This is a genomic window from Paractinoplanes ovalisporus (assembly GCF_016834655.1).
In the GTDB taxonomy this organism is placed as follows: domain Bacteria; phylum Actinomycetota; class Actinomycetes; order Mycobacteriales; family Micromonosporaceae; genus Actinoplanes; species Actinoplanes ovalisporus.
On sequence record NZ_JAENHP010000041.1, the window covers coordinates 14,777 to 31,793 of the forward strand.

The window sequence follows — 17,017 nt, forward strand, 5'->3', positions numbered from 1 at the left end:
GTCCCGCGTCCCGGCGCTGCCCCGTCCGGTCCTCCCGGCGCTGTTCCGCCTGGTGCGCGCGCCGTTCCGCCCGGTGCTCCGGGTGCTGTTCCACCAGCGCAGCCGGGCCAAGGCCCGGGCCAGTCCTCGCGCGGCCAGATTTCGGGAGGCCGCCCGGTCGGCGGTCCCGGCGCTGTTCCGCCCGCGCAGCCGGGCCAGATCTCTGGGGGCCGCCCGGTCGGCGGTCCCGGCGCTGTTCCGCCCGCGCAGCCGGGCCAGATGTCTGGAGGTCGCCCGGTCGGCGGCCCTGGCGCTGTTCCGCCCGCGCAGCCGGGCCAGATGTCTGGAGGTCGCCCGGTCGGCGGCCCTGGCGCTGTTCCACCCGCGCAGCCGGGTCAGGTTTCCGGAGGCCGCCCCGGCGCCCCGGTTCCGGGCCGGGCCGGAGTTCCTCCGCAGGATTCCCCGCCGGGCGACCCGCAGGCATACGGCCGCTCGCCGCAGGGCGGCACGCCCTACGGCGCTCCGCCGCAGGGCGGCCGGGCTGCCGCCCCGGGCCGGCACAACCCCGACCCGCGCGATTCCGGCGCGGCCGCGGTCGTCCCGCTCTCGGGCAACGCGCCCGAAGTTCCCGCCGTGCGACCGGTCTCCCCGGCCTCACGCCCGGTGTCTCCCGGCGTTCCGACCCGCGGCCGCGACCGCTTCCACAGCGACGGCGGCGCCGGCCGCCCGGTCTCCGGCGCCCCCGGTGCGGGCCGTCCCGTTTCCGGCGCCCCCGGCGGCGCCGGTCACCCCGATCCCGGTGCGCCCGGGGCTGCGGGCTTCGGCGGTCCGGTTTCGGGCGGGGCCGCCTACGGCGGGCGCGGCTCGACGCCGGGCGAATACGGCGGCTCCGGGCGTCCCGTTTCCGGTGCCCCGGATGGGGCTGCTTACGGTGGGCGCGGTTCGGCGCCGGGTGAGTACGGCGCTTCTGGCCGTCCGGTCTCAGGTGCTCCGGATGGGGCTGCCTATGGTGGGCGCGGTTCGGCCCCGGGTGAGTACGGCGCTTCTGGTCGTCCGGTTTCTGGTGCTCCAGATGGGGCCGCTTACGGTGGGCGCGGTTCGGCGCCGGGTGAATACGGCGGTTCCGGCCGCCCGGTTTCCGGTGCCCCCGGAGGCGGTCCGGGCTATTCCGGCCCCGGCGGTCGACACGGCCGCGGCGAGAACGAGCCGGGCGAGCACACCGGCCGGCACGGCACCCTCGAATCGAGCGACCGCAGCCGCCGCGCCGGTGGCGAGCCGGGCGAGCGTGGCCGCCGGGGTGGGCGGGGAAGCGCGCCTGCCCAGGGCGGCCCGCGCCCGGGAGCGCCGGAACCAGGCGGCACCAGCCAGAACATCTCGCGCCACGGCGGCTCCGGGCCCGAGGTCGGCCCCCAGGACGGGCCGCAGGGCCGTGGCGGCCAGCCAGGCGTGCCGGGACAGGCTGGCCCTCAAGGTCGTGGCGACTACCCAGGCGGTCCAGGACAGGACGGTCCGCAGGGGCGAGGCGGCCACCCGGGCGGTCCAGGTCAGGGCGGTCCGCAGGGTCGTGGTGGTCAGCCGGACGGTCCGGGTCAGGGCAACCCCCCGGGTCGTGGACAGGGCGGACGCGGCTCCCAAGGCGGAACCGGCATGTCGGGACACACCGGCAGCTTCCCGGCGGCCGCACCCGGGTCGACCGGGCCCGTGCGCGCCGCGGCCGCCGTCGTGCCGCCGGTGGTGCCGGGTCGTGAAGGTGTGCGGACCCCGGCCGTCCCCGGTCGGGCCGGCGCCATGGCCGGGCAGACCTCGGGAGTGATCCCTCGGCCCGGCGAAGGCTCGGGCCGCGTTCCCCAGCGCAGCGGGCCGCCGCCGGGGCAGCCTCGCCCGCAGAGCCCCGGCCAGCAGGGCGGCCGCGGGGGCACGGGTCAGATCTCGCCGCCTCCATCGGAAGAGCCGTCCCCGAACGTCTACGGCCGCCCGCCGGCCGGCCCGGTCTCACCCAGCCAGAACGTCTATGGTCAGTCCCCGGCCGGGCCCGTCTCCCCGGGACAGCCCTCGGCCGGCCCGGTCTCGCCCGGTCAGCCGCACGGCGCCTACGGGCAGCCGCAACCCGGTCAGGCCCCCGGCACGTACGGCTCGTCCCCGGCCGGACCGGTTTCGGGCCAGCCGGGCCCCTACGGCCAGCCCCCGGCGGGGCCGGAACAGTCCGGCCCGACCGCCTACGGCCAGCCCCCGTCCGGGCCGGGACAGTCCGGCCCCTACGGTCAGCCCTCAACTGGGCCGGGACAGTCCGGCCCCTACGGTCAGCCCCCGTCCGGGTCAGGCACGCCGGGACAGTCCGGCCCGGGCGTGTATGGGCAGTCGCCCGCGGGTCCGGTCTCGCCGGGGCAGCCCTCGAAGAACGTCTACGGGCAGCAGCCGCCGGTTCCGGGCGAGTACGGGCAGCTCTCCCGTGCCCAGAGCGTTCCGCGCCCGCCCCAGCAGAGCGACGCCGACCAGGTTCCGGGGGAGTACGGGCAGCTGTCGCGGGCCCAGGCCGTCCCGGGGCAGCCGCAGCTCGAACCGGGAAACTCGACCGGTCCTGCGCGTGGTCCGCGTGGTCGCGGTCAGGGCCGTAACCCGAACGCCGCCGGGGCCGGTGGCATGGCCCCGGGCGGCCGCGGAGGGCGGGCAGCAGCAGCCGGCGCCGCAGTGGTGGGCGGCATGGCCGGTGCCGCCGCATCACGACACGATTCCGACGGCCCGGCGCGCGGTGCGAACGGCGCTGCTTCGAGGCACGGCTCAGAAGACCCGGCCCGCGGTGCGAGTGGCGCCGCGTCGGTCGGCGGTGCGTCACGCCGTGGGTCCGATGATTCCGGCGCTTCCGCGCCGGTGCGCGGTGGCGCGTCGCGCCACGGATCCGACGATGCCGACGGCCCGCCGCGCGGCGCGGGCGGCGCCACTTCGCGGCACGGCTCGGACAACGCCGACGGCCCCGGGCGTGGTGCGGGCGGCAACGCTTCGCGGCATGGCTCGGACAATTCCGGTGGCCCGGGCGGCGCCACCTCACGGCATGGTTCGGACGACTCCGACGGCCCCGCACGGGCTGCGAGCGGCGCCGCCTCCGTAGGCGCGGTCTCGCGGCACGGGTCCGAGGACCCCACCGGCTCGGCACCGGCCCGCGGTGCCAGTGGCGCCGCCCAGGTGCGCGCCGCCGCCTCAGTGGGCGCCGCCGGCGCGGCTTCGGTAGGCGCGGCTTCGGCGCGCGTCGCAAGCGGTGCGGCCTCGGTCGGCGCCTCGGCCGGCGCGGCCTCGGTAGCGCCGGTAGGGGCCGCCAAGGTGGCCCCACCCCCGGGAGCCCGCCCCGCCGCCCCCGGGCGCGCCGCCGTCGACACGCCCGTGCGCCCGCACCCGGAGGCCAGTTCCCCGGTTGTCGGCGCCAAGGCGGCCGCGGCCAAGGCCGCCCTCAACAACGACGAGAAGCCGGCCACGACCTCGGGCGGCGTCAGCGGCATCCGTGAGCAGATGCGCTCCCAGCGCAAGCTGCGCGTGGTGACGCTGGTCTCCCTGGCCGTCGTGGTGCTGGTCGTGCTGCCGGCCTTCTTCGGGATGCGCGCCGCGAGCAACGACCCGGTCTTCGGCTCGCTCGACTCGCTCGACGTGCCCTCGTGGGCCGAGCAGAAGGTCGACGACCAGAGCTACGGCAGCCGGTGGTGCTTCGAGGACTGCACGTTCCGGGAACGCACCGCGGACTCGCAGAAGTCGTTCACCGAGACGACCGCCGTCTACACCTCGGCCCTGACCGCCGCCGGGTGGAAGCCGTGGAAGGTGGGGGACTGCCCGGAGCAGGCGATAGACCCCAAGAACACCACCTACACCTGCTTCCGCCGCGACGAGTTCACACTGGACCTGCGGGTCAGCCCGCCGGACTGCGCGGTCGACCAGGTCGCCGCGAACGACCCGGCCGTGGCGGGTTCGGTGGCCCCGACCGTGCCGGCCAAGGGCGAGTGCGACGGGTCGGCCGTGAGCATCAAGGTGCAGACCGCGATCGCCGACACCCGGGGCAAGCCGGACACCGACGTGAGCCCGTTCACCGGCGAGACACCCGACCCGGTGCTGTCGAATGATCCCCTCTTGGAGCCGACACCCACGGCGTCGTGACGCGGGCTGTGGTCACGGACGGTAGGGTCTGCACGTTGACCCGCCCACCCGTGACCTTGTAAGGGAGAAGCGCCTGATGGACGCCGGAGAAATTGCAGGCCTGATCGCGGCGGGCGCCTTTCTGATGCTCGTCATCGTGCTCGCCGTTCCGCTGCTCAAGCTGGGGCGCACGGTCGACGCCGCGACCAGGGCGATCAATGACGTGACCGACCGCACCGGCCCGCTGCTGAGCGACGTCAACGAGACCGTCAAGGGCGTGAACGTCGCGCTGGGCCAGGTGCAGGTCTCTTTGGACGGTGTCAACGTCCAGCTCGGCAAGGTCGACACGATCACCGAGCACGCCGCGCACGTCACCGCGAACGTGGCGAACCTGTCCACCGTCGTGGCCGCCGCCGCGGCCAACCCGTTGGTCAAGGTGGCCTCGTTCGGGTACGGCCTGCGCAAGACCGTCCAGGCGCGCCGCAACGCCGACGAGGCCCGCGAGATCCGCGAGACCATGAAGCAGCGCCGCAAGGCCGCTCGCCGCTAACGGCCGCGGCCCGAGCGGGTCGCCGCCGCCCGGAACAACCCTGAGACGTCAGAAGGGAACCAACCCGCCATGAAGCGGCTGCTCTGGCTGGGTGTCGGCCTCGCCGTCGGCGCCATCGTCGTTCGCAAACTCACCCAGAAGGCGAACGAGTTCACCCCCACCGGCATCGCCACCTCGCTGTCGCAATCCGCTGGCGGCCTGGTCGAGTCGGTGCGTAGCTTCGTGGATGACGTGCGCATCAACGCGGCCGAACGCGAGGAACAGATCAACAAGGCGTTCGCCGAGGGCGAGCTCTACGTCGACGAGGACGAGGACGGCCAGGACGGCCAGGAGGGGAACCGATGAAGACGGCGGAGATCAAGCGGCGCTATCTGGCGCATTTCGAGGCCAACGGGCACACGGTCGTGCCGAGTGCCCCGCTGCCCGCTATCGACGACCCCAACCTGCTGTTCATCAACGCCGGCATGGTGCAGTTCGTGCCCTACTTCCTGGGCCAGCGCACCCCCGCGTTCAAGCGCGCGGTCAGCGTGCAGAAGTGCATCCGCACGCCCGACATCGACGAGGTCGGCAAGACGTCCCGGCACGGCACGTTCTTCCAGATGAACGGCAACTTCTCGTTCGGCGACTACTTCAAAGAGGGCGCGATCAAGCTCGCCTGGGAGCTGTCGACCAATCCGATCGAGCAGGGCGGCTTCGGGCTCGACCCCGAGCGCATCTGGCCGACCGTCTACCTCGACGACGACGAGGCCTTCGGCTATTGGAAGGCGATCGGTGTCCCGGAGTCGCGGATCGTGCGCCGCGGCAAGAAGGACAACTACTGGTCGATGGGCATCCCGGGCCCGGCCGGCCCGTGCTCGGAGCTCTTCTACGACCGCGGCCCCGAGTACGGCAAGGACGGCGGCCCCGAGGTCGACGAGGACCGGTTCATGGAGTACTGGAACCTGGTCTTCATGCAGTACGAGATCACCGACGTGAAGTCGAAGTCGGAGTTCACGGTCGTCGGTGACCTGCCCAAGCAGAACATCGACACCGGCATGGGTCTGGAGCGTGTCGCGGCGCTGCTGCAGGGCGTCGACAACCTGTACGAGATCGACGAGGTCCGCCCGATTCTCGACCGTGCGGCCGAGATGACCGGCAAGCAGTACGGTGCGAAGTCCGGGCACATCGCGGGCGAGTCCCACCCCGACGACGTACGGCTGCGGGTGATCGCCGACCACGTACGCACGGCGCTGATGCTGATCGGCGACGGCGTCACGCCCGCCAACGAGGGCCGCGGCTACGTGCTCCGCCGGATCATGCGCCGCGCGATCCGGGCGATCCGCCTGCTCGGCTGGCAGGAGCGGGCGCTGCCCGAGCTGCTGCCGGTGGCGCGGGACTGCATGGCGCCGTCCTACCCGGAGCTGGCCGAGGAGTTCGGCCGCATCTCCACGTACGCGTACGCCGAGGAGGACGCGTTCCTGTCCACGCTGCGGGCGGGCACGACCATCCTCGACACCGCGATCAGCGACACCCGGGCCAAGGGCGGCAAGGCGCTCAGCGGCGACCAGGCGTTCCAGCTGCACGACACGTACGGCTTCCCGATCGACCTGACCCTCGAGATCGCGCAGGAGCAGGGCCTGGAGGTCGACCAGGACGGGTTCCGCCGTCTGATGGCCGACCAGCGGGCCCGCGCCAAGGCGGACGCGGCCGCGCGCAAGACGGGGCATGCCGACCTCAGTGCGTACCGGAACGCGCTTGATCTTGGTGGCCCGGTCGAGTTCACCGGTTATCAGGAGGTCACCCGGGAATCGCGGGTCCGCTCGCTGATCGGTGGCGGGGGCGCGCTCGAGGTGGCCGGCGAGGGTGACTTCGTCGAGCTGGTGCTCGACACCACCCCGTTCTATGCCGAGGGCGGCGGTCAGCAGGCTGACACCGGTGTGATCAAGGTCGGCGGCGGTCAGCTCGAGGTCGTCGACGTGCAGCAGCCCTTGCCGGGCCTGATCGTGCACAAGGCGCGGGTGATCCGCGGCGAGGTGCGGACGGGCGAATCGGCCGAGGCCGAGATCGACGTGACCCGGCGCCGGGCCATCTCGCGCTCGCACACCGCGACCCACCTGATCCACCAGACCATGCGCGCGTTCCTCGGCGAGTCGGCGACCCAGGCCGGTTCGCTGAACGCGCCGGGCCGCCTGCGGTTCGACTTCAACACGCCCGGGGCCGTCTCGCCCACGGTGCTGCACGACGTCGAGCAGCAGGTCAACGAGGTGCTGCTGCGTGACCTCGAGGTGCACGCGTTCATCACCTCCCAGGAGGAAGCGCGCCGGCTGGGCGCGATGGCGCTGTTCGGTGAGAAGTACGGCGACGAGGTCCGTGTGGTTGAAGTCGGCGACTACGCGCGTGAACTCTGCGGCGGCACCCACGTGTCACGCTCGGGTCAGCTGGGCCTGGTGAAGATCCTCAACGAGTCGTCGATCGGTTCCGGCGTACGTCGCGTGGAAGCGCTCGTCGGCATCGACGCGTTCGGCTTCCTGGCCAAGGAACACCTGCTGGTGGCCCGTCTGGCCGAGCTGTTCCGGGTGCCCGGCGACCAGGTCGCCGACCGGGTCGAGCAGACGGTCACCGCGCTGCGCGACGCCGAGAAGGAACTCGAGAAGATGCGCGCGCAGATGGTCCTCGGTGGCGCCGGCGCGCTCGCGGCCCAGGCCAAGGACCTGCGCGGTGTGGCGTTCGTCGGTGCCGAGGCTCCCGAGGGCGCGGCCGGCAACGACGTGCGTACGCTGGCTCAGGAGATCCGCGGCAAGATCGACACGGTTCGTCCCGCGGTCGTCGCGGTGGCGGCCCGGGCGAACGGAAAGGCGTCGCTGATCGTTGCGCTCAACGGAGCGGCGAAGGACCGCGGGCTCTCCGCGGCCGATCTGGTCAAGGGCGCCCTGTCCGGCCGGGGTGGCGGCAACGCCGACCTGGCGCAGGGTGGCGGCGTTCCGGCCGACCAGGTTCCCTCGCTCCTGGCGGCGGTGGAGAAGGCGGTGGGCGAAACCACCGCGTGACAGTGGTGGAATGGCTGCCTTAATTCCGCTTTAGGGGCGGTGGTCAGGGCGGCCGTACGGGGGAGGTTGGCCAGATGAGCGCGCTGTCGCGGGGTAGGCGACTGGGCGTCGATGTCGGTAAGGTGCGCGTCGGGGTCGCGATCAGCGACCCTGACGGGATCCTGGCCACCCCCCTGGTCACGGTGCCCCGTGACATGGGTGCGGCCGATGATGCCGTGCCTGGCGATATAGCTGAGCTCGTTCGCCTCGTGGGGGAACACGAGGTGGTGCAGATCGTGGTGGGGCTCCCGGTTCGCCTCAACGGAGCCGAGGGACCCGCCGCCATCGACATTCGTGCGTACGCCGGGCGACTGGCGGCCACGGCCGGCGCGGTTCCGGTCGTTCTGGCGGACGAGAGGATGTCGACGGTGGTCGCAACCCGTAGGCTGGCCGAACGTGGCGTCCGTGGGAAGCGCCAACGCGCGGTCGTCGACCAGGCGGCCGCGGTGGAGATCCTGCAGAGCTGGCTGGACGCGCAGCGGAGGCAGAGATGATCGACGAGCTGGACCTGGCGTTCGATGAGCACGCCGACAAGACGAAACCCCGGCATCGCCGGGGTCGCGGCGGCAAGAAGAGCACGGGTAAGTCCGGCATCGCCTTCGTGATGGCTTTTGTCCTGCTTGCTGCCCTCGGTGGTGGTGTCTATTTCGGCTACAACAAGGTCAAGGGCTTCTTCACCGCCGCCGACTACGACGGCACGGGCGGCGAGGCCGTTCAGGTGACGATCGAGCAGAACTCGACGCTCACCGAGATCGGCAACAGCCTGGTCGACGTCGACGTCGTCAAGAGCACCAAGGCCTTCGTCAACGCCGCGGACGCGAACCCCAAGGGCAAGAACATCCAGTCTGGCACCTACAACATGAAGAAGCAGATGTCGGCCGAGAGCGCCGTGACCCTGCTTCTCGACCCCAAGGCCCGCGTCACCAAGGGCGTCACGTTCCGCGAGGGCCTGACGATGATGCAGACGTTCGAGCTGCTCTCCAAGGCCACCAAGATCCCGGAAGACGACTTCGTGCAGGCCGCGAAGGACCCGGTCGGGCTGGGCGTCCCCGACTACTTCTTCAACCGCCGTGACGGCAAGGCAGCCAAGAAGACGGTCGAGGGCTTCCTGTTCCCCGACACGTACGAGTTCGACCCCAAGATGGACGCGCAGGCGATCCTCGAGGTGATGGTCGGACGGTTCGTCGACACCGTCACCGAGCTCGGCTTCGTCGACACCGTGCAGAAGAACCTGTCGGTCTCCCCGTTCGAGGCGCTGATCGTGGCGTCGCTGGCCGAGGCCGAGTCCGGCGTCGCCAAAGACCTGCCGAAGATCGCCCGGGTCGCCTACAACCGCACGTACAAGCAGGAACCGGCCATGCCGCTGCAGTTCGACGTGACGGCGAACTACTGGCTCCAGCTCAAGGGCAGCGCGGCCAAGCACTCCGGCCAGCTCTCGCCGCAGGAGCTCAACGACCCGAAGAACCCGTACAACTCGGTGAGCCAGTCCGGCCTGCCGCCGGGCCCGATCGACAACCCGGGCAAGGCGGCGCTCGAGGGCGCGATGAAGCCGGCGAGCGGACCCTGGCTGTTCTTCGTGGCCGTCGACAAGGCGGGCAACTCGGCCTTCGCCGTCACCGACGCCGAGCACGAGAAGAACATCACCAAGGCGTGCGCGAACGGCATCGACCTGAACTGCAAGAACCGGAAGTAGCCTGTCGGCGTGACCGCGACCCCGTCCCACCGCGCCGCCGTGTGCGGTCAGCCGATCGCCCACTCGCTGTCGCCGGTGATCCACAACGCCGGTTACGCGGCGGCGGGGCTGCCGGACTGGGCCTATTCGTCCTTCGAGTGCGCCGAGGCCGGCCTGGCCTCGCTGGTGAGCGGCCTCGGCCCCGAGTGGGCCGGGCTGTCACTGACCATGCCGCTCAAGGAGGAGGGCCTGCGCCTGGCCGCGGTGGCGACCCCGGTCGCGGTGGCGGTCGGTGCGGCCAACACCCTCGTACGCCGTGACGACGGCACCTGGCAGGCCGACAACACGGACGTGGCCGGCATGGTGCGTGTGCTGCGCGACGCCGGCCTCAAGCCGTCCCCGTCGGTGACGGTGCTCGGCGGCGGCGGAACCGCTCGCGCCGCCCTGGCCGCGGCGGCTCAGCTCGGCGCGTCGGCTGTCACCGTGGTGACCCGTCGCCCCTCGGCCCGCGAGGAACTGGTGCCCGTGGCGGAAACCCTCGGCATCGCCCTTCTCGGGGTGTCCTGGGATCTTGCGGGAGCCGCGTTCGGGGCCGACGCGGTGGTCTCCACCGTGCCCAAGGGCGCCGCCGACCACCTGGCCGGACAGGTGGCGTGGCGCGACGGCACGGTGCTGTTCGACGCGATCTACGACCCGTGGCCGACACCTCTGGCGGCCGACGCGCAGGCTCACGGCGTACCCGTGCTGTCCGGTCTTGACCTTCTGCTGGCCCAGGCCCTCAGCCAGTTCGAACAGTTCACCGGCGTCACCCCGGCCCCCGAGGAGGCCATGCGCGCCGCCCTGTTCGCCGCCGCCGCTGCTCGTCAGGCGGGATGAGGGCGGGGCGGGGCAGCGACGCGTGTCGGCGGCATGCCAGACTGTGACCCGTGTTGCGCTGGCTTACCGCAGGTGAATCGCACGGCCCGGCTCTCGTCGCCCTGCTCGAGGGCGTTCCCTCCGGGGTGGAGGTGACGACCGCCGAGATCGGCCGTGATCTCGCGCGCCGCCGGCTGGGTTACGGCCGCGGCGCCCGCATGAAGTTCGAGCAGGACGTCGTCGAGGTGATCGGCGGCATCCGGCACGGGCTCACGCTGGGCAGCCCCGTCGCGATCCGGGTGGCCAACTCCGAGTGGCCCAAGTGGGAGACCGTCATGGCGGCCGACCCGGTCGACCCCGACGAGCTCGCCGCGCAGGCCCGCAACGCGCCGCTGACCCGCCCGCGCCCCGGTCACGCCGACCTGGCCGGCATGCAGAAGTACGCGCACACCGACGCCCGCCCGATCCTCGAACGCGCCAGCGCCCGCGAGACGGCCGCGCGGGTCGCCGTCGGCGTGGTCGCCAAGGCCCTGATCAAGCAGGCGCTCGGCATCGAGATCGTCTCGCACGTGATCGAGCTGGGTTCGGTCGCGGCCAAGAGCGGCCTGATCCCGACCCCCGAAGACTTCGACCGCATCGACGCCGACCCGCTGCGCTGCCTCGACCCCGAGGCCAGCGCGCGCATGGTGGCCGAGGTCGACGCGGCCAAGAGCGACGCCGACACGCTGGGCGGCATCGTCGAGGTGCTGGCCTACGCCGTACCGCCGGGCCTGGGTTCGCACGTGCAGTGGGACCGCAAGCTCGACGCCCGTCTGGCCGCCGCACTCATGTCGATCCAGTCGGTCAAGGGTGTCGAGATCGGCGACGGCTTCACCCAGGCCCGCTCGCGCGGCTCGGTCGCCCACGACGAGATCATCCCCACCGCCGACGGCGTCAAGCGGATCACCGACCGCGCCGGCGGCCTCGAGGGTGGCATCACCAACGGCGAGCCGCTGCGGGTGCGGGCCGCGCTCAAGCCGATCTCGTCGCTCAACCGGGCGCTGCAGACGGTCGACATCACCACCGGCGAGCCCGCCACCGCGATCAACCAGCGTTCCGACGTCTGTGCCGTGCCGGCCGGAGCCGTGGTGGCCGAGGCGATGGTCGCGCTGACCCTGGCCGAGGCCGCGGTCGAGAAGTTCGGCGGCGACTCGGTCGGCGAGATCCGCCGCAACCTCGCGAGCTACCTCGACACCCTGGTCATCCGCTGATGGCGCCGCGGGCCGTGTTCGTGGGCGCCCCCGGCGCCGGCAAGTCGACCATCGGCGCCGCGGTCGCCCAGCTGCTGGGCGTGCCGTTCGCCGACGCCGACGCGATCATCGAGGTCGATGCGGGCAAGCCCATCCCCGAGATCTTCATCGACGACGGCGAAGAGGCGTTCCGCGCCCTGGAACGCCGCACGATCGCCGAGGCCCTGGAGTCCTTCGACGGCGTGCTGGCCCTGGGCGGCGGCGCGATCCTCGACGACGGCACCCGTGAGCTGCTGCGCAAGCAGACCGTGGTCTACCTGTCGGTCGAGCTGAGCGACGCGGTCAAGCGCGTCGGCCTCGGCGCGGGCCGCCCCCTGCTGGCGATCAACCCGAGGGCCACCCTGAAATACCTGCTCGACCAGCGCAAGCCGCTCTACGCCGAGGTCGCCACCCACACGATCAAAACCGACGGTCGCGAGCCCGACGAGATCGCGACGGAGGTCGCCGGCATCCTGCGGGGTTGACCAGCACGGCCGGGTCAGCTGATCCGCGCCTCCAGCTGTTCGAGCCGGGTGACCAGGGGAGCCAGCTCGGCCCGGACGGCGGTGAGGATGCCGGCCATGTCGGCGGTGCCCGGTTGGTGACCCTGACGGCGGAGGTTCGCGCGCAGGTGGGCGTAGCCGGCGATGGCGACCGAGACCGCGCGTCGGGTGGCCTTGGCGTCGACGCCGCGCTCGCGCAGCACCTTGCCTGCGACGCCGTCCTGCTCGCCGGCCAGGGCCACCAGCAGGTGCTCGCAACCCACGTAGTTGTGACCGAAACCGATCGCCTCGCCGACCGCCTGCTCCAGGGCGATGGCCGCGGGACGGCTGAACCGCAGGCCCTCGTCGGCGCTGCCGCCGGGCTCGCGGCCGGTCGGGGCGGTGAGCGAGGTCGGCGCGACGTCCATCGCGGTCAAAATCTGCAACGCCAGGTTGTCGCCCTCGGCGAGCATGCCGTGCAGCAGGTCGCCGGTCGTCACGGTCGGGGCGCCGGCCACCCGGGCCCGGGCCGCGGCCAGCTTGAGCACGGTGACCAGGCGGGCGGTGAAGCTGGGCAGCCGCTCGATGAGCTCGCCGCCCTCGTCCAGGTCGTCGAGGATGGCCGACCGGATCGCGGTCACCCGCTGCACGGCCTGCTCCAGGGCGCGCTGGCAGATGGCCGAGACGGGGATGCCGCTCTCACGCACGGAGTCGGCCAGATCGTCGGGCAGGTACACGTTGATTTTCGGCATGCAGTCTTTGTAACCCCTGTGGGGGTAGAAAGATATAACCCCATTCCGCCGCCGATAGGGTGACGCCCGTGGTGACTCGGATTCAGGTGGGCGGCGACCGCCCCTACGACGTGCTCGTCGGCCGTGATCTCGCCGGTGATCTGCCCTCGTTGGTCGAGGGCGCCGCCCAGGTCGCGGTGCTGTTCGCGGCCCCGCTGAGGGCACGGGCCGAACAGGTGGCTGAGGCGGCCGGCGTCCCCGCCCTGCTGATCGAGGTGCCCGACGCCGAGCGCGGCAAGACCGTCGAGGTCGCCGCCATGTGCTGGGACAGCCTGGGCGAGCACAACTTCACCCGTACGGACGTGGTCATCGGTGTCGGCGGCGGCGCGGTCACCGACCTGTCCGGTTATGTGGCCGCGAGCTGGCTGCGCGGCGTGCGCTGGGTGCCCTGCTCGACCTCGCTGCTCGGCATGGTCGACGCGGCGGTCGGCGGCAAGACCGGCGTCAACATCGCCGCCGGCAAGAACCTGGTCGGCGCCTTCCACCCGCCGGCCGGCGTGCTCTGCGACCTCGACTCGCTGCGCACCCTGCCCGCCGACGACCTGCTGGCCGGCCTGGCCGAGGTGATCAAGTGCGGGTTCATCGCCGATCCGGTCATCCTCGACCTCGTCGAACGCGAACCGGCGGCCGCCGTCGACCCCGAGAGCCCGGTGCTGCGCGAGCTGGTCGAACGGGCCATCCGGGTCAAGGCCGAGGTGGTCGGCGTCGACCTCAAGGAGTCGGGGCTGCGCGAGATCCTCAACTACGGTCACACCCTGGGCCACGCGATCGAGAAGCGCGAGAAGTACACCTGGAAGCACGGCCACGCCGTCTCGGTGGGCCTGATCTTCGCCTCGGCCCTGTCGCACCTGTCCGGCCGGCTCGACGCCGAGACGCACGCCCGGCACCGAGCGGTTCTGGAGCTGGTCGGGCTGCCCACCTCGTACGCGGAAGAAGCCTGGCCCGAGCTGCTCGGCGCGATGCGCGTCGACAAGAAGACCCGCGCCGCGACCCTGCGTTTTGTGGTGCTCGACGGCCTGGCCAAGCCCGGCATCCTGGCCGGACCCGAAGAATCATTGCTGGAGCGGGCGTACGCCGAGGTGACCCGATGATCTATGTGCTGAACGGACCCAACCTGGGCCGCCTGGGCACCCGCGAGCCAGAGATCTATGGCTCGACCACCCACGCCGACCTCGAACGGCTCTGCCTCGAGACCGGCAAGCAGTTGGGCCTCGAGGTCGAGGTGCGCCAGACCGACGCCGAGTTCGAGATGATCAAGTGGCTGCACGCGGCCGCCGACGAGAGCGCCGACGTGGTGCTCAACCCCGGCGCCTGGAGCCACTACAACATCGCGATCCGGGACGCCGCGTCCATGCTGCGCGGAAAGCTCATCGAGGTACACATCTCGAACATCCACACACGCGAGGAATTCCGGCATCATTCGGTCATCTCGGCCGTCGCCACCGGAGTCGTCGCTGGTCTGGGTGTCGATGGTTACCGGTTGGCGTTGTCGCACCTGGCCCAATTAGCCGGTAACGGCTGACCGCCGGTAAACTCGGACGGTCACCGAACAGTTCCTTCATAACTCAGGGCAGGGTATGGCTTCCACGAACGACCTCAAGAACGGCTTGGTGCTCAACCTCGACGGCGACCTCTGGTCCGTCGTGGAGTTCCAGCACGTGAAGCCCGGTAAGGGTGGGGCGTTCGTGCGCACCACGCTCAAGAACGTGCTCTCCGGCAAGGTCGTCGACAAGACGTTCAACGCCGGCACCAAGGTCGACACGGCCACGGTCGACAAGCGCACGATGCAATACCTCTACCTCGACGGCGAAGACTTCGTCTTCATGGATCTGGACACCTTCGACCAGATCACCGTCCCCGCCGGCACCGTCGGCGAGAACGCGAACTACCTGCTCCCCGAGGCCGAGGCCACGGTCGCCACCCACGAGGGTGTCCCGCTCTACATCGAGCTGCCGACCAGCGTCTTCCTCGAGGTCACCTACACCGAGCCCGGCCTGCAGGGCGACCGCTCGACCGGCGGCACCAAGCCGGCCACGGTCGAGACCGGCGCCACGGTCAACGTGCCGCTGTTCATCTCCACCGGCGAGAAGATCAAGGTCGACACCCGCGACGGCCGTTACCTCGGTCGTTCCTGAGATGTCGGAAGGTCCCAAGACGCAGATGCCCGCGCGCCGCAAGGCGCGCAAGCGGGCCCTCGACGTTCTCTACGAGGCCGACCTGCGCGACCTGCCCCCTCGGCAGGTGCTGGCGACCTACCTCGAGCGGATCGCCAAGCCGCACCCCGACCACCTCGCCTACGCGATCGGCCTGGTCGAGGGTGTGGCCGAGCACCTCGACCGCATCGACGAGCTGATCGCCAGCTACGCCGAGGGCTGGACGATCGACCGCATGCCGGTGATCGACCGCAACCTGGCCCGCATCGCCGTCTACGAGCTGCTCTACGTCCCCGAGATCGACGACCCGGTCGCGATCACCGAGGCCGTCGAGCTGGCGAAGCAGATGTCGACCGACGACAGCCCGCGCTTCCTCAACGGCATCCTCGGCCGCATCGCGGAGTTCGCCACCCGCTGACGTCGAAAAGCTCCGACCGCTGCTTACGGTGGTCGGAGCTTTTTCATGCCTTCGTACGGGGCAGCCCCGCCCCCAACCGCAACGGCGCGCACCGCCGTGACGGCGACCCGGGTGCAACACCGGGCCGTAGCGCCCGCGCGGGATGTTCCCGGTGGTCACCCTCACAAGGCCCGGTAGTAACGCACCAGCGGAAACGCGGTGAACCCGGCCTGCTCATAGGCAGCGCGGGCCGGCCCGTGCCCCGGGTCGCCCCCGGTCGAGACGGCGGCCAGCGCGAACCCCTCCGCGCGCATGTGCTCCAGGGCGAACTCGATCAGCGTCTTCGCGATCCCACGGCGCTGAGCCGACGGGTCGACGGCGATCATCTCGATCTCGGCCGTGTTCGGTTCGCTGGCCCCGTCACGGTGATGGGCCACGGCGACGAACCCGAGCGGCTGACCGTTTTCGACGGCCACCCATGTGGTCGCGGTCAGTTCCCGGCACGTGTCGGCCACGGCCTCGGCCTGGATCTTCTGCCAGTCGGGGTAGACCCGTTCGAAGATCCGCCGCCCCAGAACCTCGTCGAACGAGGCGAACACCGGCGTCCACGCCCGCAACGAGAACTCGACAACGACCGGGATGTCACTCTCGGCAAGCGCCCGAACCTCAATCGACATGGGCCCAGCCTGTCAGCCCCGTCCACCGATATAACCGCCGCCGCTGCCCGATCCCTCAGGAACGGTCACGTTCTGCACATGCCGTTGATCACCTCAGGGGCCCGCCCTCCACCGGGGGCCCCCGCCACCACCATTTTATCGAGCGGGACGGATCTCCACCGGCACCGAAGCGGCCCGCTGTGGACAACCGAGGACTGTGGACAACGCCCGTTGATCGGCAGGATGAGGTAATGCCTCGATACGCACGTCGATCCGCCCGGGTGCTTCTGATCGACTCCCAGGACCGGGTTCTGCTCCTCCGCTCGGCGCTGCTCTCGGAGCAGGCCTTCGCCTGGTTCACGCCGGGCGGCGGCGTCAAGTGGTGGGAACGGCTGCCGGCCGCCGCGGCCCGCGAACTCTGCGAAGAAGTCGGCCTCCAGGTCAACCCGCGGGAGCTGCGCCTGGTGGCGTTCGCCACGGGGCGGGCCGACCTCGGGTTCGCCAACGGGCTGTTCCGGGACGACTTCTTCCTGCACCGGGTCGACGCACACGAGGTGGACGTCGCCGGGCAGACCGACCTCGAACGCCGGAACTACGCCGGATTCCGGTGGTGGAGCGTCGCCGACCTCGAAACCACCGGCGAGACCGTCTTCCCGTTCGGCCTGGCCGAACTGCTCACCCGGATCGTCGGCGGACAGATTCCCGCCATGCCGGTCGAACTGCCGTGGCACAACCCGACCTGAAAAGCTTCGCGCGCTCACGGAATGTGCAAATTCCGGCGGTCGGAACGATCTTTGTCGACGACGCCGACACGATCAGTGATGTCGGCCGTCACGGGTCCGCGCCCAGCCACCGGGAACATCCCGCGCGGGCGCTACGGCCCGGTGTCGCACCCGGGCCGCCGTCACGGCCGAGCGCGCCCTTGCGGTCGGGGGCGGGGCTGTCCCGTACGAGGGAAACGAAAAAGCCCGCGAAAGACGCGGGCTTTTCGGAATAGGGACACGCGCCGATGGTGGATTCGGCGTGGTCGGGG

At 71.5% G+C, this 17,017-nt stretch carries 17 protein-coding genes; 14 read left to right on the forward strand and 3 right to left on the reverse strand.

What is annotated here, in order from left to right; translation table 11 throughout:
* Nucleotides 1-960: 960 nt before the first annotated feature.
* Complete coding sequence (locus JIG36_RS50275; protein ID WP_236050156.1) at nucleotides 961-1,638, reverse strand: hypothetical protein; 678 nt, start codon at nucleotides 1,636-1,638, stop codon at nucleotides 961-963.
* On the opposite strand from JIG36_RS50275, the gene JIG36_RS53000 reads away from it, so the two are divergent.
* The 9 genes from JIG36_RS53000 to JIG36_RS50320 all read left to right on the forward strand — a co-directional run bounded on the left by JIG36_RS53000 (nucleotide 1,627) and on the right by JIG36_RS50320 (nucleotide 11,990).
* Complete coding sequence (locus tag JIG36_RS53000) at nucleotides 1,627-4,116, forward strand: hypothetical protein (protein ID WP_236050158.1); 2,490 nt, start codon at nucleotides 1,627-1,629, stop codon at nucleotides 4,114-4,116. The two genes, JIG36_RS50275 and JIG36_RS53000, sit on opposite strands and share 12 nt — an antisense overlap.
* Before the next feature lie 76 nt (nucleotides 4,117-4,192).
* The gene (locus JIG36_RS50285; RefSeq protein WP_203384061.1) at nucleotides 4,193-4,645 is read left to right on the forward strand and encodes a DUF948 domain-containing protein; all 453 of its coding nucleotides are present in this window, start codon (nucleotides 4,193-4,195) and stop codon (nucleotides 4,643-4,645) included.
* 69 nt (nucleotides 4,646-4,714) lie between these two features.
* Nucleotides 4,715-4,990 (forward strand): hypothetical protein, encoded by a 276-nt coding sequence (locus JIG36_RS50290; protein WP_203384062.1) that lies wholly within the window; start codon nucleotides 4,715-4,717, stop codon nucleotides 4,988-4,990.
* The gene (gene alaS / locus JIG36_RS50295) at nucleotides 4,987-7,671 is read left to right on the forward strand and encodes an alanine--tRNA ligase (RefSeq protein ID WP_203384063.1); all 2,685 of its coding nucleotides are present in this window, start codon (nucleotides 4,987-4,989) and stop codon (nucleotides 7,669-7,671) included. The genes JIG36_RS50290 and alaS overlap by 4 nt, the downstream gene beginning before the upstream one ends.
* Before the next feature lie 74 nt (nucleotides 7,672-7,745).
* A complete protein-coding gene (ruvX, locus tag JIG36_RS50300; protein ID WP_203384064.1) occupies nucleotides 7,746-8,204 on the forward strand; it encodes a Holliday junction resolvase RuvX in 459 nt (152 codons plus the stop codon).
* Nucleotides 8,201-9,403, forward strand: a complete 1,203-nt coding sequence (gene mltG, locus JIG36_RS50305; RefSeq protein ID WP_203384065.1) for an endolytic transglycosylase MltG — start codon at nucleotides 8,201-8,203, stop codon at nucleotides 9,401-9,403. Before ruvX ends, mltG begins: the two co-directional genes overlap by 4 nt.
* A 9-nt stretch (nucleotides 9,404-9,412) precedes the next feature.
* Complete coding sequence (locus JIG36_RS50310; RefSeq protein ID WP_307873249.1) at nucleotides 9,413-10,258, forward strand: shikimate dehydrogenase; 846 nt, start codon at nucleotides 9,413-9,415, stop codon at nucleotides 10,256-10,258.
* 50 nt (nucleotides 10,259-10,308) lie between these two features.
* The gene (aroC, locus tag JIG36_RS50315; protein WP_203384066.1) at nucleotides 10,309-11,487 is read left to right on the forward strand and encodes a chorismate synthase; all 1,179 of its coding nucleotides are present in this window, start codon (nucleotides 10,309-10,311) and stop codon (nucleotides 11,485-11,487) included.
* On the forward strand, nucleotides 11,487-11,990 hold the full coding sequence (locus JIG36_RS50320; RefSeq protein WP_203384067.1) for a shikimate kinase: 504 nt from the start codon (nucleotides 11,487-11,489) through the stop codon (nucleotides 11,988-11,990). Before aroC ends, JIG36_RS50320 begins: the two co-directional genes overlap by 1 nt.
* A gap of 14 nt (nucleotides 11,991-12,004) precedes the next feature.
* Here JIG36_RS50320 and JIG36_RS50325 read toward each other — a convergent pair whose 3' ends face one another.
* The gene (locus JIG36_RS50325; protein ID WP_203384068.1) at nucleotides 12,005-12,739 is read right to left on the reverse strand and encodes a Clp protease N-terminal domain-containing protein; all 735 of its coding nucleotides are present in this window, start codon (nucleotides 12,737-12,739) and stop codon (nucleotides 12,005-12,007) included.
* A 68-nt stretch (nucleotides 12,740-12,807) separates the two neighbouring features.
* Here JIG36_RS50325 and aroB point away from each other — a divergent pair, with 68 nt between their 5' ends.
* The 4 genes from aroB to nusB are packed head-to-tail and all read left to right on the forward strand — an operon-like array spanning nucleotide 12,808 to nucleotide 15,349.
* A complete protein-coding gene (aroB, locus tag JIG36_RS50330; RefSeq protein WP_438870821.1) occupies nucleotides 12,808-13,869 on the forward strand; it encodes a 3-dehydroquinate synthase in 1,062 nt (353 codons plus the stop codon).
* On the forward strand, nucleotides 13,866-14,300 hold the full coding sequence (gene aroQ / locus JIG36_RS50335; RefSeq protein ID WP_203384070.1) for a type II 3-dehydroquinate dehydratase: 435 nt from the start codon (nucleotides 13,866-13,868) through the stop codon (nucleotides 14,298-14,300). The genes aroB and aroQ overlap by 4 nt, the downstream gene beginning before the upstream one ends.
* 55 nt (nucleotides 14,301-14,355) lie before the next feature.
* The gene (efp, locus tag JIG36_RS50340) at nucleotides 14,356-14,913 is read left to right on the forward strand and encodes an elongation factor P (protein WP_203384071.1); all 558 of its coding nucleotides are present in this window, start codon (nucleotides 14,356-14,358) and stop codon (nucleotides 14,911-14,913) included.
* Between the two features lie 25 nt (nucleotides 14,914-14,938).
* On the forward strand, nucleotides 14,939-15,349 hold the full coding sequence (gene nusB, locus JIG36_RS50345) for a transcription antitermination factor NusB (RefSeq protein ID WP_203384086.1): 411 nt from the start codon (nucleotides 14,939-14,941) through the stop codon (nucleotides 15,347-15,349).
* A 161-nt stretch (nucleotides 15,350-15,510) separates the two neighbouring features.
* Here the strand turns inward: nusB and JIG36_RS50350 are convergent, their stop codons facing one another.
* Nucleotides 15,511-16,005 carry a GNAT family N-acetyltransferase gene (locus JIG36_RS50350; RefSeq protein ID WP_203384072.1) on the reverse strand — a complete coding sequence of 165 codons (495 nt, stop codon included), beginning with the start codon at nucleotides 16,003-16,005 and terminating at the stop codon, nucleotides 15,511-15,513.
* Between the two features lie 230 nt (nucleotides 16,006-16,235).
* Between JIG36_RS50350 and JIG36_RS50355 the strand changes: the two genes are divergently transcribed.
* A complete protein-coding gene (locus JIG36_RS50355; RefSeq protein WP_203384073.1) occupies nucleotides 16,236-16,727 on the forward strand; it encodes an NUDIX hydrolase in 492 nt (163 codons plus the stop codon).
* Nucleotides 16,728-17,017 lie beyond the last annotated feature (290 nt).